25 protein-coding genes, 1 tRNA gene and 1 pseudogene are annotated in these 20,938 nt (G+C 66.8%); 20 read left to right on the forward strand and 7 right to left on the reverse strand.

Annotated features, from left to right (window positions below):
* Positions 1-40 precede the first annotated feature (40 nt).
* The 6 genes from FGL25_RS05220 (at position 41) to rplA (ending at position 3,066) form a co-directional block, all read left to right on the forward strand.
* Positions 41-571 carry a pyridoxamine 5'-phosphate oxidase family protein gene (locus tag FGL25_RS05220; RefSeq protein WP_003165491.1) on the forward strand — a complete coding sequence of 177 codons (531 nt, stop codon included), beginning with the start codon at positions 41-43 and terminating at the stop codon, positions 569-571.
* Between the two features lie 138 nt (positions 572-709).
* Positions 710-785, forward strand: a tRNA-Trp gene (locus FGL25_RS05225).
* A gap of 70 nt (positions 786-855) precedes the next feature.
* Entirely contained in the window at positions 856-1,155 is a 300-nt protein-coding gene (gene secE / locus FGL25_RS05230; protein WP_003165490.1) for a preprotein translocase subunit SecE, read from the forward strand.
* Between the two features lie 13 nt (positions 1,156-1,168).
* Positions 1,169-1,744 (forward strand): transcription termination/antitermination protein NusG, encoded by a 576-nt coding sequence (nusG, locus tag FGL25_RS05235; protein WP_003165489.1) that lies wholly within the window; start codon positions 1,169-1,171, stop codon positions 1,742-1,744.
* A 197-nt stretch (positions 1,745-1,941) separates the two neighbouring features.
* Positions 1,942-2,373: a 50S ribosomal protein L11 gene (gene rplK, locus FGL25_RS05240; protein WP_003165488.1), complete on the forward strand. Its 432-nt coding sequence runs from the start codon at positions 1,942-1,944 to the stop codon at positions 2,371-2,373.
* Between the two features lie 3 nt (positions 2,374-2,376).
* Entirely contained in the window at positions 2,377-3,066 is a 690-nt protein-coding gene (gene rplA, locus FGL25_RS05245) for a 50S ribosomal protein L1 (RefSeq protein ID WP_003165486.1), read from the forward strand.
* Between the two features lie 93 nt (positions 3,067-3,159).
* On the opposite strand, the gene FGL25_RS05250 is transcribed toward rplA, so the two are convergent.
* Complete coding sequence (locus tag FGL25_RS05250; protein WP_252970042.1) at positions 3,160-4,323, reverse strand: aspartyl/asparaginyl beta-hydroxylase domain-containing protein; 1,164 nt, start codon at positions 4,321-4,323, stop codon at positions 3,160-3,162.
* 190 nt (positions 4,324-4,513) lie between these two features.
* Here FGL25_RS05250 and FGL25_RS05255 point away from each other — a divergent pair, with 190 nt between their 5' ends.
* The 7 genes from FGL25_RS05255 to phhA all read left to right on the forward strand — a co-directional run bounded on the left by FGL25_RS05255 (position 4,514) and on the right by phhA (position 9,553).
* Entirely contained in the window at positions 4,514-5,170 is a 657-nt protein-coding gene (locus FGL25_RS05255; protein WP_167493289.1) for a DUF47 domain-containing protein, read from the forward strand.
* Between the two features lie 6 nt (positions 5,171-5,176).
* Entirely contained in the window at positions 5,177-6,178 is a 1,002-nt protein-coding gene (locus FGL25_RS05260) for an inorganic phosphate transporter (protein WP_003165482.1), read from the forward strand.
* On the forward strand, positions 6,178-6,624 hold the full coding sequence (locus FGL25_RS05265; RefSeq protein WP_003165481.1) for an NUDIX hydrolase: 447 nt from the start codon (positions 6,178-6,180) through the stop codon (positions 6,622-6,624). The genes FGL25_RS05260 and FGL25_RS05265 overlap by 1 nt, the downstream gene beginning before the upstream one ends.
* A gap of 62 nt (positions 6,625-6,686) precedes the next feature.
* Entirely contained in the window at positions 6,687-7,241 is a 555-nt protein-coding gene (locus FGL25_RS05270; protein WP_167493290.1) for a DUF2059 domain-containing protein, read from the forward strand.
* A gap of 296 nt (positions 7,242-7,537) precedes the next feature.
* Entirely contained in the window at positions 7,538-8,053 is a 516-nt protein-coding gene (gene rplJ, locus FGL25_RS05275) for a 50S ribosomal protein L10 (RefSeq protein WP_003165479.1), read from the forward strand.
* Between the two features lie 54 nt (positions 8,054-8,107).
* A complete protein-coding gene (rplL, locus tag FGL25_RS05280; RefSeq protein ID WP_046654319.1) occupies positions 8,108-8,488 on the forward strand; it encodes a 50S ribosomal protein L7/L12 in 381 nt (126 codons plus the stop codon).
* Positions 8,489-8,677: 189 nt separating this feature from the next.
* Positions 8,678-9,553 (forward strand): phenylalanine 4-monooxygenase, encoded by an 876-nt coding sequence (gene phhA / locus FGL25_RS05285; RefSeq protein ID WP_138141136.1) that lies wholly within the window; start codon positions 8,678-8,680, stop codon positions 9,551-9,553.
* 253 nt (positions 9,554-9,806) lie between these two features.
* Here phhA and FGL25_RS05290 read toward each other — a convergent pair whose 3' ends face one another.
* The 5 genes and pseudogenes from FGL25_RS05290 to FGL25_RS05310 all read right to left on the reverse strand — a co-directional run bounded on the left by FGL25_RS05290 (position 9,807) and on the right by FGL25_RS05310 (position 16,564).
* Positions 9,807-11,237: an alkaline phosphatase PhoX gene (locus tag FGL25_RS05290; RefSeq protein ID WP_138141137.1), complete on the reverse strand. Its 1,431-nt coding sequence runs from the start codon at positions 11,235-11,237 to the stop codon at positions 9,807-9,809.
* A gap of 91 nt (positions 11,238-11,328) precedes the next feature.
* Complete coding sequence (astB, locus tag FGL25_RS05295) at positions 11,329-12,663, reverse strand: N-succinylarginine dihydrolase (RefSeq protein WP_138141138.1); 1,335 nt, start codon at positions 12,661-12,663, stop codon at positions 11,329-11,331.
* Positions 12,660-14,087: pseudogene (astD, locus tag FGL25_RS05300) on the reverse strand (succinylglutamate-semialdehyde dehydrogenase); the annotation flags it as partial. The gene astB and the pseudogene astD, both read right to left, overlap by 4 nt.
* A gap of 208 nt (positions 14,088-14,295) precedes the next feature.
* Positions 14,296-15,303: an arginine N-succinyltransferase gene (locus tag FGL25_RS05305; RefSeq protein ID WP_138141140.1), complete on the reverse strand. Its 1,008-nt coding sequence runs from the start codon at positions 15,301-15,303 to the stop codon at positions 14,296-14,298.
* Between the two features lie 4 nt (positions 15,304-15,307).
* Positions 15,308-16,564 (reverse strand): hydrolase, encoded by a 1,257-nt coding sequence (locus FGL25_RS05310; protein WP_046654307.1) that lies wholly within the window; start codon positions 16,562-16,564, stop codon positions 15,308-15,310.
* Positions 16,565-16,681: 117 nt separating this feature from the next.
* Between FGL25_RS05310 and FGL25_RS05315 the strand changes: the two genes are divergently transcribed.
* The 3 genes from FGL25_RS05315 (at position 16,682) to FGL25_RS05325 (ending at position 18,222) form a co-directional block, all read left to right on the forward strand.
* Positions 16,682-17,140, forward strand: coding sequence for a hypothetical protein (locus tag FGL25_RS05315; RefSeq protein WP_003165469.1), 459 nt, complete (start codon positions 16,682-16,684; stop codon positions 17,138-17,140).
* 26 nt (positions 17,141-17,166) lie between these two features.
* Complete coding sequence (gene arsC, locus FGL25_RS05320) at positions 17,167-17,508, forward strand: arsenate reductase (glutaredoxin) (RefSeq protein WP_138141141.1); 342 nt, start codon at positions 17,167-17,169, stop codon at positions 17,506-17,508.
* A 360-nt stretch (positions 17,509-17,868) separates the two neighbouring features.
* Positions 17,869-18,222: an ArsC family reductase gene (locus FGL25_RS05325; RefSeq protein WP_138141142.1), complete on the forward strand. Its 354-nt coding sequence runs from the start codon at positions 17,869-17,871 to the stop codon at positions 18,220-18,222.
* Positions 18,223-18,225: 3 nt separating this feature from the next.
* Here the strand turns inward: FGL25_RS05325 and FGL25_RS05330 are convergent, their stop codons facing one another.
* Positions 18,226-18,462 carry a DUF2188 domain-containing protein gene (locus tag FGL25_RS05330; RefSeq protein ID WP_003165466.1) on the reverse strand — a complete coding sequence of 79 codons (237 nt, stop codon included), beginning with the start codon at positions 18,460-18,462 and terminating at the stop codon, positions 18,226-18,228.
* Positions 18,463-18,638: 176 nt separating this feature from the next.
* Here FGL25_RS05330 and FGL25_RS05335 point away from each other — a divergent pair, with 176 nt between their 5' ends.
* The 4 genes from FGL25_RS05335 (at position 18,639) to FGL25_RS05350 (ending at position 20,933) form a co-directional block, all read left to right on the forward strand.
* Positions 18,639-19,016 carry a DUF6249 domain-containing protein gene (locus tag FGL25_RS05335; RefSeq protein WP_138141143.1) on the forward strand — a complete coding sequence of 126 codons (378 nt, stop codon included), beginning with the start codon at positions 18,639-18,641 and terminating at the stop codon, positions 19,014-19,016.
* A 26-nt stretch (positions 19,017-19,042) separates the two neighbouring features.
* Positions 19,043-19,600, forward strand: coding sequence for an RNA polymerase sigma factor (locus tag FGL25_RS05340; protein WP_138141144.1), 558 nt, complete (start codon positions 19,043-19,045; stop codon positions 19,598-19,600).
* Positions 19,590-20,024, forward strand: a complete 435-nt coding sequence (locus FGL25_RS05345) for a hypothetical protein (RefSeq protein ID WP_138141145.1) — start codon at positions 19,590-19,592, stop codon at positions 20,022-20,024. Before FGL25_RS05340 ends, FGL25_RS05345 begins: the two co-directional genes overlap by 11 nt.
* A gap of 144 nt (positions 20,025-20,168) precedes the next feature.
* On the forward strand, positions 20,169-20,933 hold the full coding sequence (locus FGL25_RS05350) for a tetratricopeptide repeat protein (RefSeq protein WP_138141146.1): 765 nt from the start codon (positions 20,169-20,171) through the stop codon (positions 20,931-20,933).
* Positions 20,934-20,938: the final 5 nt, after the last annotated feature.

Raw genomic sequence — 20,938 nt, forward strand, 5'->3', positions numbered from 1 at the left:
TGTTCAGTCAATCTGTCTCGTCATCTTCTGGAGAAACGCCATGAGCTCGACCTCGCGCATCACCCCGATCCACGGCGGCGCGGTGGCCGCCATTCTCAAGCTGCTGGACAGCCAGAAGCTGATGACCCTGGCCGTGAACCGGGCCGACGGACGGCCGCAGGCGGCGACGCTGGGCTATCTGAACGACGGGCTGAACCTCTATTTCGTCACCGCTCGCGACAGCGAGAAGCTGAAGAACATGACCGCCGACCCGCGCGTCGGCGTGGCCGTGCGCGGCGTGGGCGAGGAAGGGGAGGCGGTCGGCGTCTCCATCGACGGCCGCGCCGAGGAGGTTACGGACGGCGACGAGGTGAAGCGGCTGAACGACCTGATCATCGCCCGCTCGCCCGACCTCAGCCCCTGGGCGCCCGGCGGCGACGCCGTGGCGGTGGTCAAGGTGATTCCCGAAGAGATCGAGGCGGTGGCGGTGGTTGAAGGCCGCAGCCGGGCCCAGACCTTTTCGATCGGCGATTCCGACGCCCTGGTGAAAGGGCTGAGCTATGAGCCCAGCGCCGTGGCGCGTCTGTTCTGAGGAAAATCCGCGACTTCGCGCGTCTGCGGCGCAGATGGCCCTTGAAATGACCGTGGGGCTCGGGCATACGCCCCCCTCTGGCGAGGGTCGCGCCGCTGGGTGGTTATCCACGGCGCGCTGATCTTTGTCCGGGACACTAGGAGTGTAGCTCAGCTGGTAGAGCATCGGTCTCCAAAACCGAGGGCCGGGGGTTCGAGTCCCTCCACTCCTGCCATTCCCCCTGTTGTGATCGCCTGGGACTTCCCATGTGGAGCAGCAGGATCCAGAGGTTGAAGAGACGTCAAATGGCCAAGGCGAAGACCCCGGGCGGCCGCCGCACCACGGGGACCAAGACCGCAGCAGCCGCGCAAGGCGCAGCGACCGTGGCCGTCGACGCGCCCGCGCCGAAGAAGAAGACGTCCATCCCGCAGTTCATCAGCGAAGTTCGCGCTGAAGCCCGCAAGATCGTGTGGCCCAGCCGCAAGGAGACCTGGATCACCTCGGTGATGGTCTTCATCATGGTGCTGATCGCGGCCGCCTTCTTCTGGATCGTCGACACGGGTCTCGGCTTCGCGTCCCGCATCATCCTCAGCCTTGGCCAATAAAGGAGACGCGCATATGACCGATGCAGCGCCCAAGCCGGCGGCCAACCCCCGCCACAAGTGGTACATCGTCCACGCCTATTCGAACTTCGAGAAGAAGGTCGCCGAGCAATTGCGCGACCAGGCCAAGCAACAGGGCCTGGAAGACGCCTTCTCTGAAATCCTGGTTCCGACCGAGGACGTCATCGAGATCCGCCGCGGCAAGAAGGTCAACGCCGAGCGCAAATTCTTCCCCGGCTATGTGCTGGTGAAGATGGAGATGACGGACGAGGCCTACCACCTGGTCAAGAACACGCCGAAGGTCACGGGCTTCCTGGGCGCCGCGGGCGGCACCAAGCCCCTGCCGGTCTCGGAGCGTGAAGTTCAGAACATCATCGGCCAGGTGGAAGAGGGCGTCGAGCGTCCGAAGCCCACCATCCGCTTCGACATCGGCGAGAACGTCAAGGTCATCGACGGCCCGTTCGCCAGCTTCGACGGTCAGGTCGAAAGCGTCGACGAAGAGAACGCCCGCCTGCGCGTGGCCGTCTCGATCTTCGGCCGCCCGACCCCGGTCGAGCTGGAGTACAATCAGGTGGAGAAGGTCAGCGCCTGATCGGCTGCTGACGCCACGCAGAGATCGGGACCGTCTTCGGGCGGTCCCGTTTGCGTTTTCAGGGTCTGCCTGCTAAACGCGCGCCTTCGCTGGACGGCCTTCGAGTCGCCCGGCGTCAAATCCGTGGAAGGCAGCCATGCCGCACCACGGCTCACCGGCCGGGCGCATCGTCGCCGGGTCATTCATAGGAGAGACCAATGGCCAAGAAGATTCTCGGCTATATCAAGCTGCAAGTGCCGGCCGGTTCGGCCACGCCTTCGCCCCCGATCGGCCCGGCTCTGGGTCAGCGCGGCGTGAACATCATGGGCTTCTGCAAGGAGTTCAACGCGCGGACCGAGAAGGAAGCCAAGGGCACCCCGCTTCCGACCGTCATCACCGTCTATCAGGACAAGTCGTTCACCTTCATCACCAAGACGCCGCCGGCGACCTGGTATCTGAAGCAAGCCGCTGGCATCAAGTCGGGCGCCAAGCTCGTCGGCCGCGAGTTCGCCGGCAAGATCACGCAGACGCAACTGCGCGAAATCGCCGAGAAGAAGATGAAAGACCTGAACGCGAACGACCTGGACGCCGCGTCGCGCATCATCGAGGGCTCGGCCCGCGCCATCGGCATTCAAGTGGTGGAGGGCTAAGACATGGCTAAGCTGACCAAAGCCCATAAGGCCCGCACGGGCGTCACCGAAGACCTGCTGGCCTTCTCGGACGCCATCAAGCTGGTGAAAGACAACGCCAAGGCCAAGTTCGACGAGTCGATCGAAATCGCCATCAACCTGGGCGTCGACCCGCGTCACGCCGACCAACAGGTCCGCGGCGTGGTGAACCTGCCCTCGGGCACCGGCCGTGACGTCCGCGTCGCCGTCTTCGCCAAGGACGCCAAGGCTGATGAAGCCAAGGCGGCCGGCGCCGAGCACGTCGGCGCTGAAGACCTGTACGAGAAGATCGCCGGCGGCTTCATGGACTTCGACCGCGTGATCGCGTCGCCGGACATGATGGCCCTGGTCGGTCGTCTGGGTAAGGTGCTGGGCCCGCGCGGCCTGATGCCGAACCCGAAGGTCGGCACCGTGACCCCGAACGTCGCTCAGGCCGTCAAGGACGCCAAGGGCGGCGCTGTCGAGTTCCGCGTCGAGAAGGCGGGCATCGTCCACGCCGGCATCGGCAAGGCCTCCTTCACCCAGGACGCCCTGGAAGCCAACGTCAAGGCCATCGTGGACGCCCTCGTCCGCGCCAAGCCGTCGGGCGCCAAGGGCACCTATGTGAAGCGCATCGCCCTGTCCTCGACGATGGGCCCGGGCTTCAAGATCGACCCGGCTTCGCTGGGCGCCTGATCCGGCTTCACGGCTAAGAATGACGACGGCCCCGGAAGAGCGATCTTCCGGGGCCGTTTTCTGTTGGGCGGGCTTGAGAGGCCAGTCGGGGTTTCAACCTCCCGTGAACTCTCGCTGCGCCTTCATCATCTCGGTGATCAGCCGTTTCTCGCCGTCGTCGAGGTAGGGGTTCCAGACGTCGAAGATCAGGATGACGCGCATGGCCTCCGCCTCATTCCACGCTTCATGCTCGATGGTGTCGTCAAAGACCCAGGCGCGGCCCATCTCCCATTCGCGCACTGTATTGCCCACGCGGAAGCGCGCCGGTCCCGGCAGGATCAGCGGCAGGTGCGTCAGCAGGCGCACGTTCGACGAGCCGGTATGCGGCGGAATATGCGTCTTGGGCTGAAGCGCCGAGAACATGGCGGTGGGCGCGAAACCGTCCTGATCGGCCATGGGCAGGCTTTCCAGCAAGGCGGCGGTCCGGGGCGCGCGGGCGCAGACTTCATCCTGACGGAGACCGTCCTTCCATAGGAAGAGGGAGCTCCATTTGCGCGAGTGGTTCAGTTCGCCCCATTGATTGACCGGCGCGCCCTTGGGATAGGCGATGTAGGGCGAGAACTCGTCGAAGGCGGTTTCGAGCAGGGTCGCCAACTCGGCCTGGATGACGGGGGTCGCCTCTTCCAACTGCGCCAGCCAGGGAAACAGGGTGCGGTCATAGAAGGGGATGACCGGCAGGCGCGGGTAGTTGAGCAGGAGCGGCTGCTGCTTGGGCGGCTGTTTCAGACCAGCGTAGATCTCCAGGCCTTCTTCAAAGCGATCCCGGCTGGCTTCGCCCAGGTCGGTCTTCAGCGGCGCGATGCGATCTTTCATGAACTCGGCCAGCGCCTTGGCGTGTCGGTCGATCAGGTTGCTGGCGTAGTCCATCTGGCTGACGACGCCGGGCGGGCAGGAGGCGCGCGGCGGGGCGATCTTCAGGGCGTTGCGATAGACTTCGACCGCCGTCTTGGTCTGGTTGATCTTCTCCAGCATGGCGCCCTTGGCCAGCAGCGCCATGAAGTCGTAGGGCCGCATGTCGAGCGCTTCGTCCAGGACGTGCAGGGAGGCGTGGTAGTCCCCCATAAGGCGCAGGGCGACGGCGCGGTTCAGGGTGGCGTTGTGCGTTTTACCGAACTGATCCGCCTGATCCAGCAACCGCAAGGCGGACTGGGGGTCGCGACGCGCTAGAGCCTGGCCGGCTTCGACAAGCAGGCGCTCCTGCTCCGCAGGGTAGGTCATGACATTTTCAGACGCTATTTGAACACAAAGATGACATTTTCTTCATGCGCCTCGGCTGGAACGGCGTCAATGGCTGGGGGAGAAATCCGAGAATCCGTATGCGGATGACTTGACGAAGAGGCCGGAAGCCGGGACTTGGGGCGCCGGCTCGGTCCTCGGTATGCGCGAGGCGGCCTTGCGGAGACGACCCATGCTCAACTGGTTCCAGGCGCTGTTGCCGAAGGAAGACAACTTCTTCCGGCTGTTCGACGCCCACGCTCAGTCGCTGGTTCATGGCGCGGGCGCCCTGCGTCAGATGATGAACGGCGGACCCGCGACCGGCGAATGGTGCGCCAAGGTGGTCGCCCACGAGGAAGAAGCCGACGAGATCGCGCGCGAGGTGCTGTTCGCCGTGCGTCGCAGCTTCATCACTCCGTTTGACCGTTCGGACATCCGCGGCCTGACCAACTCGCTGGACGACACCATCGACCAGATGCAGAAGGCGGCCAAGATCGTCACCCTGTACGAGATGCGCGATTTCTCGCCCAAGATGCGGGAGTTGGCCGACATCGCGGTCGAATGCGCGGCCCTGACGCAGGAGGCCTTCGGCCTGCTGCCGGCGATGCGCAAGAACCATGAGCGGCTGGCGATCCTGACGGAGCAGATCACCAACCTGGAAGCCCGCAGCGACGACCTCTATGATGCGGGCATGAAGACGCTTTATGAGGCGCACCGTCACGACATGACGGGCGGCAACACCCTGGGCTTCATCATCGGCAGCCAGCTGCTGGATCACCTGGAGAAGGTGATCGATCGCTTCGAGGACGTGGCCAATCGCATCAACGGCGTCTTGGTCGAGCACCTGTAGGGCGCCATGGATCACGCCCTTCTGATCCTGGTCTTCCTGATCGGCGTCGCCCTGCTGTTCGACTTCCTGAACGGCCTGCACGACGCCGCCAACTCGATCGCCACCATCGTCGCCACGCGCGTCCTGCCGCCGATCTATGCGGTGGGGTGGGCGGCCTTTTTCAACTTCATCGCCTTTCTGTTCTTCGGCCTGCAAGTCGCCGACACCATCGGGCGGGGCATCATCTCGCCGGACGTGATCTCGGATCAGGTGATCTTCGGCGCCCTGATGGGGGCCATCAGCTGGAACGTCATCACCTGGCTGGGCGGCATTCCGTCGTCCAGTTCGCACGCTCTGATCGGCGGCCTGCTGGGAGCGGGCATCGCCAAGGCGGGGACCAGCGCCGTGGTCATCGCCGGGGTGCTGAAGACGGTGGGCGCCATCTTCATGTCGCCGGCCATCGGCTTCCTGCTGGCCCTGCTGCTGGTGCTGATCGTGTCCTGGCTGTTCGCCAAGGCCAATCCCAACTTCGCTGACCGGGTCTTCCGGGGTTTGCAGTTCGTGTCAGCCTCGGCCTATTCCCTGGGCCACGGGGGCAATGACGCCCAGAAGACGATGGGGATCATCGCCATCCTGCTTTATTCGCGCGGCATGCTGGGCGGCGAGTTTCACGTGCCGTTCTGGGTGGTCATCACCTGTCAGGCGGCCATCGCTCTGGGCACTCTGTTCGGCGGCTGGAAGATCGTTCACACCATGGGATCGCGCATTACGCGGCTTAGCCCCCAGCAGGGTTTCTGCGCTGAGACGGGCGGGGCCATCACCCTGTTCGCGGCGACCAGCATGGGCATTCCGGTGTCGACCACCCACACCATCACCGGCGCCATCGTCGGCGTGGGCGCGGCCAAGCGCGTTTCGGCCGTACGCTGGAGCGTGGCGCGCAGCATCGTCACCGCCTGGTTCATCACCATGCCGGCCGCCGCGGCCATCGGCGCCCTGTTCTACGTCCTGGGCGGGCTGTTCCTGACCTGATGTCCAGCAAGCCCCGCACCTTGTCTTCGGAAACGCGCCAGATCGCGGCCTTGCCTTGGCGGCATGGCTCGAACGGCGTGGAGATCATGATGATCACCTCGCGCGAGACGCGGCGCTGGGTCATCCCCAAGGGCAACCGCATGGCCGGCAAGACCGACGCCGAGGCCGCCGTGATCGAGGCCTATGAGGAGGCGGGCGTCCAGGGCGACGTCATGGGCGCGCCGATCGGCTGGTTCCGGTACGGCAAGCGGCTGAAGTCCGGGCGGGTCCAGGCCACCATCGCCAGCGTCTATCCGCTGGAGGTCTTCATCCAGCTGGGGGCCTGGCCCGAAGACGCCCAACGCGAGCGCCGCTGGATGTCGACCGAAGACGCCGCCGCAGTGGTGGACGAGGACGAACTGGCCGAACTGATCCGCGACTTCGATCCGGGGCGCGGGACGGAGTAGGGCGCGCGCTTTCAATGGCGAACGGTGTTCGTTATGGGTGTGGCCTCGCTATGGAGAATCCGATGTCGTCCGTTCTGTCCGCCGTCTGTTTCACCCTTGTCGTGACGGGAGCGACCTTTGCGGCGCCCGTCCATGCTCATGCGTCGCTTGAGGAACAGGCCAAGGCCTCTGTGCAGGCTCCGGACAATCGCGCGGCCTTGACCCGTCGCTATCTGGAGTTGACCACGGGCGGCATCGACAAGCTCGTACAGCAACTGGTCAGCGATGAACTCATGGGCATGGCCGACGAGATGCCGGCCGAACAGTTGGAGTGGTTCCGCGCCAATACCGTCATCATCCTGCGGCCTCATATGGATGGACTGATCCAGAGCTTGAGCGACGACATCCAGACGCGCTTCACCGAGGCCGAACTGGAGGCTTTGGTCGGTTTCTACGACACGCCGCAGGGGCGCGCGATCGCCGCCAAGCAGATGGAGATGGGCGGCGCCTTGAACCAAGCCATGCAGAGCTTCCAGATGGCCTATCTGCAAGATTTGATGACCAAGTTTTGCGGCGCCTTTGACTGTGAGGCCGCCACCCGACAGGCGGCGGGCGGAGCCAAGCCCCCCAAGCGTTGATTTTCTCGCCGGGCCGTGTATAGAGCCCGCATCTCGTCAGGGCCTCGGTTCTGACGATGCCTGTCCGAGAACTTCGGGATGCGGGGGTCGCCCGCGTCGTAAACGTCCAGAGAGCCCTCTGGCGCCGTGGGGAGATGGGGATGCAAAGACCTTTTGCCTGCCGGCATCCGGCGGGCGGGCTACGCTTCCTTCGGACAATAAGACCGGCCTGAACGCTGTGCAGCGATGCATGGCGCTTAAGCCAAATCCGTCGTCGGGAATAAGCCCGGCGGCGAATACCAAAACTGGAGACCACAATGGACCGCGCACAAAAAGCCGAGTCGATCGAATCGCTGAAGAGCGTGTTCGCCGACGCGGGCGCCGTGGTCGTGACCCACAACCTGGGTCTGACCGTTGTGGAGATGGAAGACCTGCGTGGTCGCCTTCGTAAAGAAGGCGGCGCGTTCAAGGTGGTGAAGAACCGTCTGGCGCTCAAGGCGCTGGGCGTCGAGGAAGGCAGCGAGTACCACAGCCTGTTCAAGGGCCCCGTGGGCATCGCATACGCCGCCGATCCCGTCACTGCCGCCAAGGTCACGGCCGAATTCGCCAAGGGCAACGACAAGTTCGTCATCCAGGGCGGTTTCATGGGCGACAAGGTTCTGGACGCCAAGGGCGTCGAGGCCCTGTCCAAGCTGCCGTCGCTGGACCAACTGCGCGGCAAGCTCATCGGCCTGCTGCAAGCCCCGGCGACCAAGGTCGCTGGCGTCCTGCAGGCGCCGGCCGGCCAACTGGCGCGCGTCTTCAACGCGTACGCGACCAAAGACGCCGCCTAAGCCCGTCATCTCTGCATATCTCTCTGAACCTCATCCTACCGAAGGAAGACTAAAATGGCTGATCTCGCCAAAATCGTTGAAGAACTGTCGGCTCTGACCGTCCTGGAAGCCGCTGAACTGTCGAAGCTGCTGGAAGAGAAGTGGGGCGTTTCGGCCGCCGCTCCGGTCGCCGTCGCCGCCGTCGCCGGCGCTGCTGAAGCCGCTCCGGCTGGCGAAGAGCAAACCGAGTTCACCGTTGTCCTGGTTGACGGCGGCGACAAGAAGATCAACGTCATCAAGGAAGTCCGCGGCGTCCGCACCGACCTGGGTCTGAAGGAAGCCAAGGACCTGGTCGAAGGCGCTCCGCAGCCGGTCGTCGAGAACGTCTCGAAGCAAGCTGCTGAAGAGCTGAAGAAGAAGCTGGAAGAAGCCGGCGCCAAGGTCGAAATCAAGTAAGATTTCGGAACTGGCCTCTGGTTCGCCAGAGACAGCTTTCAAAGCGAAGCGGGTCGGAGGGAAACCTCCGGCCCGTTTTCTTTTGCGCCGCGCCGCGCCACGAAAGCGCTGCAACAGCCGTGCGTGACGTGGACGAAAACGCGCGCTAATCTGCCCCGAAAGGCCATCAGAGCCGTGAGGAGCGTCCCCATGTCCGACTTCGAGCACGTTTTCGAGCAGCCGCCGGAAGGCGCCGCCGCCGACTGGACCATTCCTCAGAACTGGTCGGCCTATACCGAGGTCGAACACCAGACCTGGAACACCCTGTACGAGCGGCAGATGAAGATCCTGCCTGGCCGGGCATGCGAGGCCTTCATGCGCGGCCTGGACGCGTTGGACCTGAACGCGGGCGGCATTCCCGACTTCGAGATCATCAACCCCAAGCTTCAGGCCCTGACCGGTTGGACCGTGGTTTGCGTGCCGGGACTGGTGCCGGACGAGGTCTTCTTCGACCACCTGGCCAACCGCCGCTTCGTCTCGGGCCAGTTCATCCGCAAGCCGGACCAACTGGATTACCTGCAGGAGCCGGACATCTTCCACGATGTGTTCGGCCATGTGCCGATGCTCACCGACCCCGACTTCGCCGCCTATATGGAGGCCTACGGCAAGGGCGGGCAGCGGGCGGCGTCGCTGGGCATGCTGCCGAACCTGGCGCGCCTGTACTGGTACACGGTCGAGTTCGGCCTGATGCAGGAAGCGGGCGAGCTTCGCATCTATGGCGCGGGCATCGTGTCGTCGGCGACCGAGAGCGTCTTCAGCCTGGAAGACCCCTCGCCGAACCGTCTGGGCTTCGACCTGGAGCGGGTGATGAAGACCCTCTATCGGATCGACGACTTCCAGCAGGTCTATTTCGTCATCGACAGCATCGAACAGCTGAAGCGAGAGACGCTTCAGGACTTCGGCCCGATCTACGACCGTCTGCAAGGCGCCGAGGCTCTGCCGATCGAGGCCGTGCTGCCGACCGACAAGGTGTTCACGCACGGCACCCAGGCCTACGCCGCCAAAGGCGGGCGGTTCGCGGCATAGGCGGCGCATCTTCTCCCTCCCCCTGAAGGGGAGGAAGAAAAACAGAGTCCAATTCGTCTGAAACGTCTGAATCTCTCCTCTGCGGCGGCGCGGGGGAGAAATCATCGCATGGGCGCAGGCGACAGTGTGAAAGCGCGGGTCTACGCGCGGCGACGCCGGAATTTGTCTGCGTTTGGACGGTGAGGATGCGCTGACAGCCCTCTGTCCGTCCCCCTCGGGACAGGCCCGAGGGGGACGGTATGGGGGAAGGGCCTCAGACCCTGAACCGCTCCCACGGGCCGGTGACGGCCAGCGTCATGCCGGGGGAATACAGGTTCACGAACATGGTCCGGCCGTCCGGCGCCCAGCAGACGCCGGCGAACTCGGTGTTCGATTCATCGGCGTCGTGGCGCATGGCGTTGCGGGCGATGGCGTAGACGCGGCCGTCGGGGGTGACGCCCTTCACATGCTGGGTGCCGACCTGCTTGTCCTCGCAGCCGATGACGTGGCCGTTCGGGGCGATGGCGATGTTGTCGACATAGTCCAGCACGGCGCGGTCGCCCGCCTCGACGAACAGCTCCAGCATGCCCGGCTGGCCGGCCTCGTCCGACTGGCCCTCGCGCGGGCTGGGGACGTAGCGCATGATCTGGCCGTGACGGCCGACGCCGCCGGAGGTGCAGGTGAAATAGAGGTGGTCGCCCGCCCAGTGGACGCCTTCGCCGCGCGCGAATAGGGCCGCGCCCGAGGCGTGGCCGCGTAGGGACAGGTCGCCGTCGGGGCTTTCGACGTGATCCAGATCGACCCAGCGCACGGCCAGGCGCTGGCCCTGGCGCCACAGGACGTCGTTCCAGTTGCGGGTGTCGCCGCGCGCCTGATCGACCAGGGCCAGGGCCTGAAGGCGGCCGCCCGCCTGCAGACGGCGCGGGTCGGTCGGCAGGTAGCGGTAGAAGAGGCTCTCGGCCGTGTCCTCGGTCATGTAGACGACGCCGGTGCGCGGATCGATGCAGGCGGCCTCGTGCTTGAAGCGGCCCATGGCGCGGATCGGGGTCGGATCGACCAGGCCGGTGGCGCGCGAGGGCACCTCGAACACCCAGCCGTGGTCCTGGGGCAGGCCGTCCTTGGTCCCGGCGACGATCTCTTCGCAGCTCAGCCACGAGCCCCAGGGCGTGACGCCCCCGGCGCAGTTGACCGCCGTGCCGCCCAGGCTGAGGTGCTGGCGCTCGGTGCGGCCGGTCCTGAGGTTGTAGACGACGGTGGTGGTGCCGCCGCCCAGCGGAGCGACCGCGCCGTTCTCATCGGGATAGACGCCGTAGACGCGGGCGCGGTCCAGGTCGCCGACCAGCCGATGGTTGGCGCCCCAGGCGCTGGCGTTGAACTCCAGCGGATTGACCTCGTGGTTGCGGACCAGGATCACCCGGTCCTCGTCCAGCCCGAAGCAGCCCATGCCGTCGAACTTGTCGGGGGTCAGCAGGCCGTCGGCCATGGTCTCGCCCGCCTGGGACGCCACGCGGTAGGAGAAGCCCTCGGGCAGGTCCAGCAGGCCATAGGGATCGGCCTTCATCGGGCCGTAGCCGAACACCTCGTTGCGCGAGGGGCCGTCGACGAAGCCGCCCGGTTCGGCGGCGACGGCGTGGGCGCGTTTGGCGTAGCCCGACAGGGCGAGGGCGGCGGCGGAGGCCATGAAGGCGCGGCGTGAAGCGATCATGCGCCGTGCTTACGAGCGGTGCATTACGGTCCGATGACGGCGGCTTGACCGCAGCGTGACGAGGGCTGCGGCCGATGGTCCTGTCTGAGGGTCAGATCCGCTGGAACGGATAGAAGCCGCCGCCGAGGTTCAGGATCTGCGTCAGCTCGTCCAGCGCGCCGCGCGTCTCGTCCAGCAGGGCGGGATCGGCCAGGTCGTGCGCCGTCAGGCTGTCGCGATACCAGCGACGGCCCCAGTCCGACAGGCGGGCGTGAAGGGCGTCGGTCAGGCGCATGGCCGGATTGGTCGCCGCCAGCTCGGCCTCGGTCAGGACGACGCGTAGGCGCAGGCAGGCCGGGCCGCCGCCGTTGCGCATCGACTGGCGCACGTCGACGTATTCGACATGGCCGATCGGGCCGTTGGAGGCGGCGAGCCCTTGCGCGACCGCATGGCTGCGCGGGTTGTCGCGCGTCTCGGTCGGGCAGATCAGGGTCAGGCGATCCTGCCCCGGAACCCGGATCAGCATGGAGTTGAACAGATAGGAGCTGATGGCGTCGGCCAGCGGCAGGTCGGCGGCCGAGACCTCGACGAACTGCGGCTCGAACCCGTCGGCGGCGGCGCGGATGGCGGCCTTGGTCGCGTCCGTGTCCTCGAAGGCCAGCTCATGGAAGAAGAGGGTGTCCAGGGCCCCGACGCAGACCACGTCGTTGTGGAAGGTGCCGCCGGCGATGGCGGCCTTGCCCTGACGCGCCAGGACGGCGCCGGACGCTTCGTGGCGGCGCATGATCGCCTCGGACGCCTCGCGCGTCTGACGGGCGGGATAGGGACCGTCCCAATGCTCCCAGGCCTCGCGGCCCCAGACCATCAGATTGACGCCCGCCTCGCCGTGATCGCGGCACAGGCGGACGTGGTTGGCCGCCCCTTCGTCCGCCAGGTGGGCGACCGAGGGCAGGGCGTCGTGAACGGCGAAACGGCTGGCGTCGGGGAAGAGGGCGTCCAGCGCGCGTTTCGTCTGATCGTGCTCCAGACTGCGGTGCAGGTTGGTGATCAGATTAGCGGGGGTGAAGTGGACGCGGCCGTCGCGGCTGTCGGCGCTGGGCGTCACCGTGGCGGCGTTGGCGGCCCACATGGGCGAGGCCGAACAGGCGGCGGCGGCGAAGGAGGGCGCATCCTTCCATGCGCGCTTCAGCACCTGGGCGTCGGAGCCCGAGAAGCCGAGGTCGCGCAGGAAGGGGATGTTCGGCCGCTCATGCGGAGGCAGGACGAACTGGGGCAGGCCCAGGTCGGCCAGGGTCTTCATCTTGTCGAGGCCCTGCAGCACGGCCGCGCGCGGGTTCGACGCCTCGCCCTTGTTCAGGCTGGACGCCAGATTGCCCGGCGACAGTCCGGCGTAGGAGTGGGTCGGCCCGATCAGGCCGTCGGCATTGGCCTCGACAGCGGAAGTCATGCGCGCAAGCCCTTGATCTCGTTTTCGATGTTCTTGACCGACCCCGCCTCGAAGCTGGCGACCGGATAGGCGCAGTAGTCGGCGGCGTAGTAGGCGCTGGGGCGGTGGTTGCCGCTGGCGCCCAGGCCGCCGAAGGGCATGTCGCCCGCCGCGCCCGTGGTCGGACGGTTGAAGTTCACCACGCCCGCGCGGATGCGGTTGATGAAGCGGTCCCAGTTCTTCGCATCGTCGCTGACCAGACCGGCGGACAGGCCGTATTTGGTGGCGTTGGCGGCGGCGATGGCGGCGTCGAAGGTCGGGACGCGGATGACCTGCAGGAAGGGAGCGAACATCTCCTCATCCTCGACCGCGACGCCGGTGACGTCGATGATCGCAGGCTTGACGAAGGCGCCCGGCAGGTTGTCGACCGGACCCGAGGCGCGGATCACGCGCGCGCCCGCGTCGATGCGCTGTTGCAGTGCGGCCAGCGCGTTGCCGGCGGCCTTCTCGGAGATCAGCGGCCCGGCGTAGGGTTCGGGGTCGCTGTCCCACGGGGCGAAGTTCAGGCGGTCCGACATGGCCGCCACGGCCTCGACGATGGCGTCGCCCTGGGCGCCTTCCGGCACAATCAGGCGGCGCGCGCACGAGCAGCGCTGACCCGTGGTGACGAAGGCGGACTGGACCACGATGCCGGCGACAGCTTCAGCGTCTGCGGCGTCCCAGACGACCAGCGGATTGTTGCCGCCCAGCTCCAGCGCCAGGATGACGTGGGGATCGTCGGCGAACTTGCGCCGGAAGTGCGCGCCCGCCGCGCCCGAGCCGGTGAACATCAGGGCGTCGATGGGCTGGTCCAGCAGGGCCGCGCCGGTTTCGCGCCCGCCTTGCACCATGTTGAACACGCCCTTGGGCAGGTCGGCGGCGTCCAGGCACTCGGCCATCAGCTGGCCGGTCAGGGGCGTTTCCTCGGACGGCTTGAACACGACGGTGTCGCCCGCCAGCAGAGCCGGGACGATGTGCCCGTTGGGCAGGTGGCCGGGGAAGTTGAACGGGCCGAGCACCGCCGAGACGCCGTGCGGGCGGTGACGCAGGGTCGCGCGGCCGAAGGCGGTCTCGTTGCTGCGCTCGCCGGTGCGCTCGTCATAGGCGCGGATCGAGATGTCGACCTTGCCCGCCATCGAGGCCAGTTCGGTCTTGGTCTCCCACAGGGCCTTGCCAGTCTCGCGACTGATGGCCTCGGCCATTTCGGGGGCGCGGTCTTTCAGGATGGCCTGATAGCGCTTCACCGCGTCGATGCGGTCCTGGCGCGGGCGGTCGGCCCAGTCGGGGAAGGCGGCGCGGGCGGCCTCGACGGCGGCGCCGACCTGTTCGGTCGTGGCGGCTTCGCCTTCCCAGACGGTTTCGCCGGTGGCGGGGTTGGTGGAGATGAAACGGGTCATTTGAGTTCTCCCCTTCTCCCCTTGCGGGAGAAGGTGGTCGCGGCAGCGACCGGATGAGGGGTTGCGGCGACGTCTGACGGGGCGGTGCTGTAGTTAAGATAAGAGGCGGACGTCGCGGCGACACCCCTCATCCGACCTGCTTCGCAGGCTGCCTTCTCCCACAAGGAGAGAAGGGCGTTTTTGTGCGCTACCGCCTTCGGCTGCTTGAGCGCGGGTATCACGACTTCACCCGCACCGTGGCGCCGTCCTTGATCTTCAGGGCGGCGGCGACGTCGGGGGTCATGTGAACGGTTTCGCCGTCCACCAGGACGCGGGCGCGAACGGCGCGGAAGGCCGAGACGCTGTCGGTCGAGACGAGGCTGGGCAGTTCGACCTCGACCTCCTTCTCGATGCGGGCGCTCAGGACGCGGGCGTCGCGGACGGTGCGGATGTTGTCGCGGCCGCAGGCCACCGTCGGACCGGCGTCGAAGATGTCGACCAGGCCGTTGGGGCGGAAGCCTTCGGATTCCAGCAGGGCCATGGCGGGCACGCCCTGCGGGTGGACCTTGCCGATCACGGCGCGGGCCGGTTCGGGCAGCAGGTCGATGTAGATCGGGTGGCGCGGGGCCAGGTCGAGGATGAACTGCTTGTCGGTCGAGCCGCTCATGCGGTCGGCGTCGTCGAAGTCCATGGGGAAGAATTTGTGCGCCACATGATCCCAGAAGGGGCAGTAGCCGTCGGGCGTGAAGACGCCGCGCAATTCGGCCAGCACGTTGTCCGCGAACAGGTCCGGCTGGGCCCCGATCAGCATGTAGCGCGACTGGCTGAGCAAGCGCCCGGCGCCGCCCTTGCGACGATCGGCTTTGAGGAACAGGGAGCCGACCTCGGTCCAGCCGGTGCATTCATTGACCAGCACCAGGGTCTGATGGTTCAGCTTGATGCTCAGCGAAGGCGACTGGACCGTGTTGTTGACCACGCGGAAGCTGAAGAAGGGGCGCTTCAGCCCCACCGTCGCCTTGACTGAACCGACGCCGTCGATGTCGCCCGTGTCGCCGTCTTCCAGCATCAGGGTGTACCAGGCTTCCTGCGGCGGGATGCGGCCTTCGAAGCTGGCCTGGCTCAGTTCCAGGCGCTCGCTGAGGACGTCGGCGTCCTCGGGCAGGCTGGTGAAGCCGGGGCCGGACAGGATGGCCAGTTCGAGCAGGTGGTGAAGGTCGGCGGGGCCGGCGGGGCGAACAACGAGCATGCGGTTACATCGTCTCCAGTCGGAGCTGTTTCAGTTTGAGGGCGTCGATCTCGCCCGAGGCGATCTTGCACAGGATCAGGGCGGACAACTGCGCCCGTTCGACGAAGCTGGCGGGCCAAGCGAACTCCTGGTCCGAGTGAATCTCGCCGCCGACGACGCCCAGAGTGTCGACGTTGGGCAGGCCCGCGGCGTGCAGGTTGTTGCCCTCGCAGACGCCGCCGGACGGCTTCCAGGCGATGGTCTGGCCCAGCAGGTCGCCGGCGTCGCGGACGGCGTGGAACAGGGCGGTCTGGCTGGCGTCCATAGGCTTGGGCGCGCGGGTCATGCCGCCGTGCAGGTCCAGCGTCAGGCCGGGGAAGGGCGGCTCGGCGGCGAGGGCGCGCACCGTCTCGTCGATCCAGGCGGCGCTCTGCGCGTCCGGCACGCGGACGTTGAAGCGGACCACGGCGTTGTCGGCCACGACGTTCAGGGGGCCGCCGCCCGCGATCTTGGCCACATTGACGGTGACGCCCTCGCGCTGGCCGTTCAGGCCGTGCAGGCGGGCGGCGATGATGGCGGCGCCCGCGACGGCGTTGGCGCCCTCATGGAAGGCGCGGCCCGCGTGGGCGGCCTTGCCGGTGACGATCAGGTGGAAGTTGCCGCTGCCCTTGCGTTCGCCCGCGAGCGTCCCATCGGACAGGGCGGGTTCATAGGTCAGGCCGACGTGGCCGCGCGCGCCCAGCTCCGCCAGCAGGGGGGCCGAGGCGGGCGAGCCGATCTCTTCATCGGGAGACAGCAGCACGGTCCAGCCGACGCGGGCCTTGTCGGGGTGCGTCTCGAAGGCTTCCAGCGCGGCCAGCATGACGCTGATTCCGCCTTTCATGTCGGCGATGCCGGGGCCGTTCAGGGCGCCGTCGTCGCGGGTGACGACGCGTTGGAAGGCGCTGTCGGCGGGGAAGACGGTGTCGTAATGGCCGGTCAGCACGACCTGAAGCGGGGCTTCGGGCCGGGCGACGATCTTCAGGCAGTCGGCGTAGCTCTCGGCTATGACCGCGCCGCTGTCGGCGACGGTGGTGGAGCCTTGCGTCGGCACGCGCTCGACCGTGGCCTGGGCGAAGGCGGCGCGCGCCGTGGCGTCCAGAACGTCGAGAATCCGCGCCAGCCCTTCGGCGTGGCGGCTGCCTGAGTTGATGTTGGACCAGTCGACGGCGCGCTGGACAATGGCGTCGCCTTGGGCCGCGACGTGATCGAGCACGGCCTGATCTTGAGGTTCGATCCGCATGGCGGCGACCCTAGACGGGCGGGCGCCAAAGGTGAAGGTGGGGCGATATCTCTTTCACGCACTTGGGATTTCGGCGCGGAGCGGGATAGTTTCGCCGCCTCAGTCAGGGAGTCGCGCATGAACCGACGGATCGCACCGCCCCAACCGTTCGCCCCGGTCGATTCGACCGAGACGGCGAGGGCGCTGGCGCGCGGCAGCGCCTGGGCCTTCTGGATCTGGGCGGGCGTGGGCCTGATGCAGGCCGGGCTGGTCTGGTTCCTGAGCGCGCCCGAACAGGCGGAGTTCCGCGGGGCGACAACGGGTTTCGCGGTGGTCTTCTCGGCCGTCGCCGCCGTGCTGGGCCTGGTGCAGTGGCGCCGTCCCAACCGCATCCTGCCGGTCTTCGGCCTGGCCTGGGCGCTTTATGAACTGAGCGCGATGTCGGTCAGCCTGATGGTCGGGGCGTCGCCGGCCGCGCCGGGGCTGCCGGGCTGGAGCGTCGGCGTGGCGGGAGCCGGCATGGTGCTGTGCCTGTTGCTGCACATCGGCGGCCTGCGCGGGGCGGGGAAGCTGGCGCAAGACGGCCTCAAGGCCTAGGTGAGGGCGCAGACAGGAGCCTGACCATGACCGTCACCCTTTACCACAACCCGAAATGCTCGACGTCGCGCAAGGCGCTGGAGCTGCTGCGCGAACGCGGGATCGAGCCGACGGTGGTCGAGTATCTGAAGACCGGCTGGGACGCCGAGACCCTGAACCGCCTGGCGCGCGAGACGGGCGGCGGGCTGAAGGGCCTGCTGCGCAAGAAGGAGACGAAGGCCGCCGAGCTGTTGGCCGCCGACGCGGATGACGCGACGGTCCTGGCCGCGATGATCGAGAGCCCGGTCCTGGTCGAGCGCCCAATTGTCGAGACGCCCAAGGGCGCGGCGATCGGTCGGCCGGTCGAGGCGGTGTTGGGGGTGCTTTAGGGGCTCTTGGTTTTCCGAGCTTCAGCCTCCTGCGCTCGAATATGGGCTTCAACGGCCTCTGCCGCCTCTGCGGGGACTTCGACGCGGGCTTCAACAGATTGTTGGACGCCTGCGATCTTGCCCGTCTCAACAGGCGTCGTCACCTTTGCACTGACTTCATGACGGGGCTCGGAGCAGGCTGATATGAGCGCCAGGGTCGTTAAGGCTGCTGCACGCTTCATGTTCGCCTCCGTTTGATAACGTGACTCTTTCAAGTGAAGGTTGGTTCGTCGAGTGAAGATTTCTTCATGCGACGAGAAAATTGACCCCTCCGCGCTTCGATGTCAGACCCCGGCTGTCTGTCACGCTTGGAGTTCGCCCATGACCCGCACCCTGTATGGCATCAAGGCCTGCGACACGATGAAGAAGGCGCGCGTCTGGTTGGATCAGAACGGCGTCGCCTATGACTTTCATGACTACAAGGCCGCAGGCGCGGATCGCGCCGAGGTGGAGCGCTGGGTCGCCGAGCATGGCTGGGAGAAGGTGCTGAACCGGGCGGGCACGACCTTCCGCAAGCTGTCGGACGCCGACAAGGCCGACATCGACGCCGCCAAGGCGGTGGACCTGATGCTGGCCCAGCCGTCTATGATCAAGCGGCCGGTGCTGGACCTGGGCGACGGGCGCACCCTGTTGGGCTTCAAGCCAGACATCTACGCCGCCGCCCTGAAGGGCTGAGGTTCAGTCCTCGACGGCGGTGGTCGGGCGGTCGTGGCCGTCGGCGCGCTCTGTGACCCACTGGCCTGAGGCGTCTTCATATTCGATCCAGAACGTGCGGTCCGGCACGCGCTGTTCGCGCGCCGCGGCCGTGGCCGCCGCCAGCGCCGCTGCGTGGCTGGGGAAGGTCTCGGAATAGCTGTCGCCCAGTTGGTAGGCCCAGCCGCCGTCGTGCTGGACGATGCGATAGGTGATGGTCATGCGCCGCTCCGAAGGGGTCGGCGACAGCGTTGAACGCCGTTTCGGGCGTGTCGAGTCACGCTGTGGTGACGCATTACGAAGAGTTCATGCGCGCAACTGCATCCATAGGCGATCATCGCCGCCTCTTGTGATCAGAAGGCCGCCGCATCAGGCTTGGCCGAACAGGGGTCAAACTCATGGATGACGTTTTCATTCCGCTGGCGTTCTTTGCGATGATCGCGGCCATCGTTCTTGTGCCGTCGTGGCTCAAGAGCCGCGAACGGCGCGAGATGCAGGCCACGCTGCGGGCTTCCATCGAGAAGGGACAGTCCCTTCCGCCGGAAGTGATCGAAGCCATCAGCAAGGACAATGCGAAGGCGGTCCCGACGGCCGCGCGCGATCTGCGGGCGGGCGTGATCCTGCTGTCGGTCGCGATCGGCATCGCCCTGTTGGGCTATGCGGTCAGCTTCGCCGACTTCGACGCCTTCTATCCCATCGTCGGGGGCGCCGCGATCCCCGGCATGATCGGTCTGGCCTTCATCATTCTGAGCTTCTTCAACAAGAACAAGGGCTGAGGCGGGTCGGAACAGGGAAAGCCGTCATGGCCCGAGACTTACGCGATCTGCACGACGTCGAGCTGGCCGGGCTTGCGGCCGGCGGCGGCCGCCGAGAGTTCGGCGAGCTGGTCCGTCGGCACGGCTCGGCGGTGCGGGGGCTGCTGCGCCGCATGGGCGCCCAGCCGGCCCTGGCCGACGACGTGGCCCAGGACGCCTTTTTGCTGGCGTTCGAGAAATGCGCCGAGTTCCGGGGCGAGGGCACCTTCGCCGCCTGGATCAAGCGTATCGCCGCCCGCATGTATCTGAAGCGCATCTCGAAGGAGGCGCGCTATGTGGCGGAAAGCGAAACGGAAAACGTCGCGCCCGCCGTCGACAGCATCGGCCGCGTGGACCTGGACGAGGCCTTGAAGGGGCTCAGCGAGGTCGAACGTCTGTGCGTCTCCCTGTGTCATGGCGCGGGGCTGTCGCACCCGGAAATCGCCGCGGCCATGAATTTGCCGCTTGGAACGGTGAAATCTCATGTCAAGCGTGGTCTGGATAAACTTCGGGCCCGGCTCCAGCCGGGGCCGGTTGCAATCGGGAGCGCATCCCATGTCGGCTGACGAATTCGACCCCACGATTGAGCGCCTGTTCGCGCAGGCGCCGCACTTTCCCGATTCGGTCTTCTTTGAAGCGGATGTGGCCGCGCGGCTGAACAAGGCCTCGCGCGTGCGGTCCATCGCCCTGTCGGCGGCGGGGCTGATCGGCGGGCTGATCGCGGTGCGTGAACTGCTGGGCGTCAACTTTCATCTGGGGCCGGACGGCTTCACCGCCCAGGCGGGCGGGGGCGGGCTTGATTCGGCCGGATCCCAGGCTGGGATGCAGGGCGGACTGGCGGTTCAATCCCTGCTGGAGCGGAGCGGACTGGGCGATGCGGCCCTCAGCGCCATGGGCTCCATGGGCGGCATGCAGATGTTCTGGGCCACGGCCGGGGTGCTGGTCGCCCTGCTGGCGGCGGGCGTGGTGAAGCTGTCGCAACAGATCTGAGCGCCGTTTTCCCGCCCCAGTCCCGGCTTAGGGCTGGAAAAAGCCGTTTCGCGCCCAACGCCTGCGTTGCGGCCGTGACGCCGAACCTCTAGGGTCGCGGCGTTTTTATGATCGGCCTTGGCTGCATTTTTGGGGCGACGTTTCGTGGTTGATGTCTTCGAGCAGGTCGAGGAGGAGCTTCGCTCCGAACGCTATAAGCGTATGGCCCGTACCTGGCTGCCCGTTCTGGGCGGTCTGCTGGCGGTCGCCCTGGTCGCTGCGCTGGCCTGGTGGGGCTGGCAATCCTATGTGAGTTCGCAGGCTGACAAGGCCTCGGCCGCCTATGAGCAAGGCGTTCAGGCGCTGCAGGCGGGCAAGCCCGCCGAGGCCAAGACCGCCTTCGCCGAGTCGGCCAAGGCCGGCGGCGGCTACAAGGCCCTGGCCCTGATGCAGCAGGCGGGTCTGGCCCAGGCCGAGAACAAGACGACCGAGGCCGTGGCTCTGCTGGATGAAGCCGCCAAGGCCGCCAAGGATCCGATTCTGTCCGACATCGCCGCCCTGAAGGCGGTCTTCCTGGTCATGGACACGGCCTCGCTGGAAGACGTGCAGAAGCGTCTGGAGCCGCTGACCGGCGACAAGCGCCCGATGCAGGCCTTCGCCCAGGAAGCCCTGGCCATGGCCCAGCTGCAGCACGGCAAGACCGCCGAGGCGCGTCAGACCTTCGTGCAGCTGCAACTCGGTCAGGACGTGCCGGACCCGGTGCGCCAGCGCGCCCAGGCCGCCGTTCAGGCCGTCGACACCGGCACGGCCGCCAATCTGGCCGCCATCGTTAAGGCCGCCGCTGCGCTGCCGACGCCGGCTCCGGGCCAGGCGGCTCCGGCTGAGGCTGCTGCCCCGGCTCAAGCGCCCGCCGCGACGCCTGCCCCCTGATTTGA

This window comes from Brevundimonas vancanneytii (assembly GCF_901421975.1).
GTDB classification, from domain to species: domain Bacteria; phylum Pseudomonadota; class Alphaproteobacteria; order Caulobacterales; family Caulobacteraceae; genus Brevundimonas; species Brevundimonas diminuta.

Coding starts and splice junctions, on each gene's coding strand:
- FGL25_RS05220 (WP_003165491.1), top strand. CDS start 41: ATGAGCTCGACCTCGCGCATCACCCCGATCCACGGCGGCGCGGTGGCC.
- secE (WP_003165490.1), top strand. CDS start 856: ATGGCCAAGGCGAAGACCCCGGGCGGCCGCCGCACCACGGGGACCAAG.
- nusG (WP_003165489.1), top strand. CDS start 1,169: ATGACCGATGCAGCGCCCAAGCCGGCGGCCAACCCCCGCCACAAGTGG.
- rplK (WP_003165488.1), top strand. CDS start 1,942: ATGGCCAAGAAGATTCTCGGCTATATCAAGCTGCAAGTGCCGGCCGGT.
- rplA (WP_003165486.1), top strand. CDS start 2,377: ATGGCTAAGCTGACCAAAGCCCATAAGGCCCGCACGGGCGTCACCGAA.
- FGL25_RS05250 (WP_252970042.1), bottom strand. CDS start 4,323: ATGACCTACCCTGCGGAGCAGGAGCGCCTGCTTGTCGAAGCCGGCCAG.
- FGL25_RS05255 (WP_167493289.1), top strand. CDS start 4,514: ATGCTCAACTGGTTCCAGGCGCTGTTGCCGAAGGAAGACAACTTCTTC.
- FGL25_RS05260 (WP_003165482.1), top strand. CDS start 5,177: ATGGATCACGCCCTTCTGATCCTGGTCTTCCTGATCGGCGTCGCCCTG.
- FGL25_RS05265 (WP_003165481.1), top strand. CDS start 6,178: ATGTCCAGCAAGCCCCGCACCTTGTCTTCGGAAACGCGCCAGATCGCG.
- FGL25_RS05270 (WP_167493290.1), top strand. CDS start 6,687: ATGTCGTCCGTTCTGTCCGCCGTCTGTTTCACCCTTGTCGTGACGGGA.
- rplJ (WP_003165479.1), top strand. CDS start 7,538: ATGGACCGCGCACAAAAAGCCGAGTCGATCGAATCGCTGAAGAGCGTG.
- rplL (WP_046654319.1), top strand. CDS start 8,108: ATGGCTGATCTCGCCAAAATCGTTGAAGAACTGTCGGCTCTGACCGTC.
- phhA (WP_138141136.1), top strand. CDS start 8,678: ATGTCCGACTTCGAGCACGTTTTCGAGCAGCCGCCGGAAGGCGCCGCC.
- FGL25_RS05290 (WP_138141137.1), bottom strand. CDS start 11,237: ATGATCGCTTCACGCCGCGCCTTCATGGCCTCCGCCGCCGCCCTCGCC.
- astB (WP_138141138.1), bottom strand. CDS start 12,663: ATGACTTCCGCTGTCGAGGCCAATGCCGACGGCCTGATCGGGCCGACC.
- FGL25_RS05305 (WP_138141140.1), bottom strand. CDS start 15,303: ATGCTCGTTGTTCGCCCCGCCGGCCCCGCCGACCTTCACCACCTGCTC.
- FGL25_RS05310 (WP_046654307.1), bottom strand. CDS start 16,564: ATGCGGATCGAACCTCAAGATCAGGCCGTGCTCGATCACGTCGCGGCC.
- FGL25_RS05315 (WP_003165469.1), top strand. CDS start 16,682: ATGAACCGACGGATCGCACCGCCCCAACCGTTCGCCCCGGTCGATTCG.
- arsC (WP_138141141.1), top strand. CDS start 17,167: ATGACCGTCACCCTTTACCACAACCCGAAATGCTCGACGTCGCGCAAG.
- FGL25_RS05325 (WP_138141142.1), top strand. CDS start 17,869: ATGACCCGCACCCTGTATGGCATCAAGGCCTGCGACACGATGAAGAAG.
- FGL25_RS05330 (WP_003165466.1), bottom strand. CDS start 18,462: ATGACCATCACCTATCGCATCGTCCAGCACGACGGCGGCTGGGCCTAC.
- FGL25_RS05335 (WP_138141143.1), top strand. CDS start 18,639: ATGGATGACGTTTTCATTCCGCTGGCGTTCTTTGCGATGATCGCGGCC.
- FGL25_RS05340 (WP_138141144.1), top strand. CDS start 19,043: ATGGCCCGAGACTTACGCGATCTGCACGACGTCGAGCTGGCCGGGCTT.
- FGL25_RS05345 (WP_138141145.1), top strand. CDS start 19,590: ATGTCGGCTGACGAATTCGACCCCACGATTGAGCGCCTGTTCGCGCAG.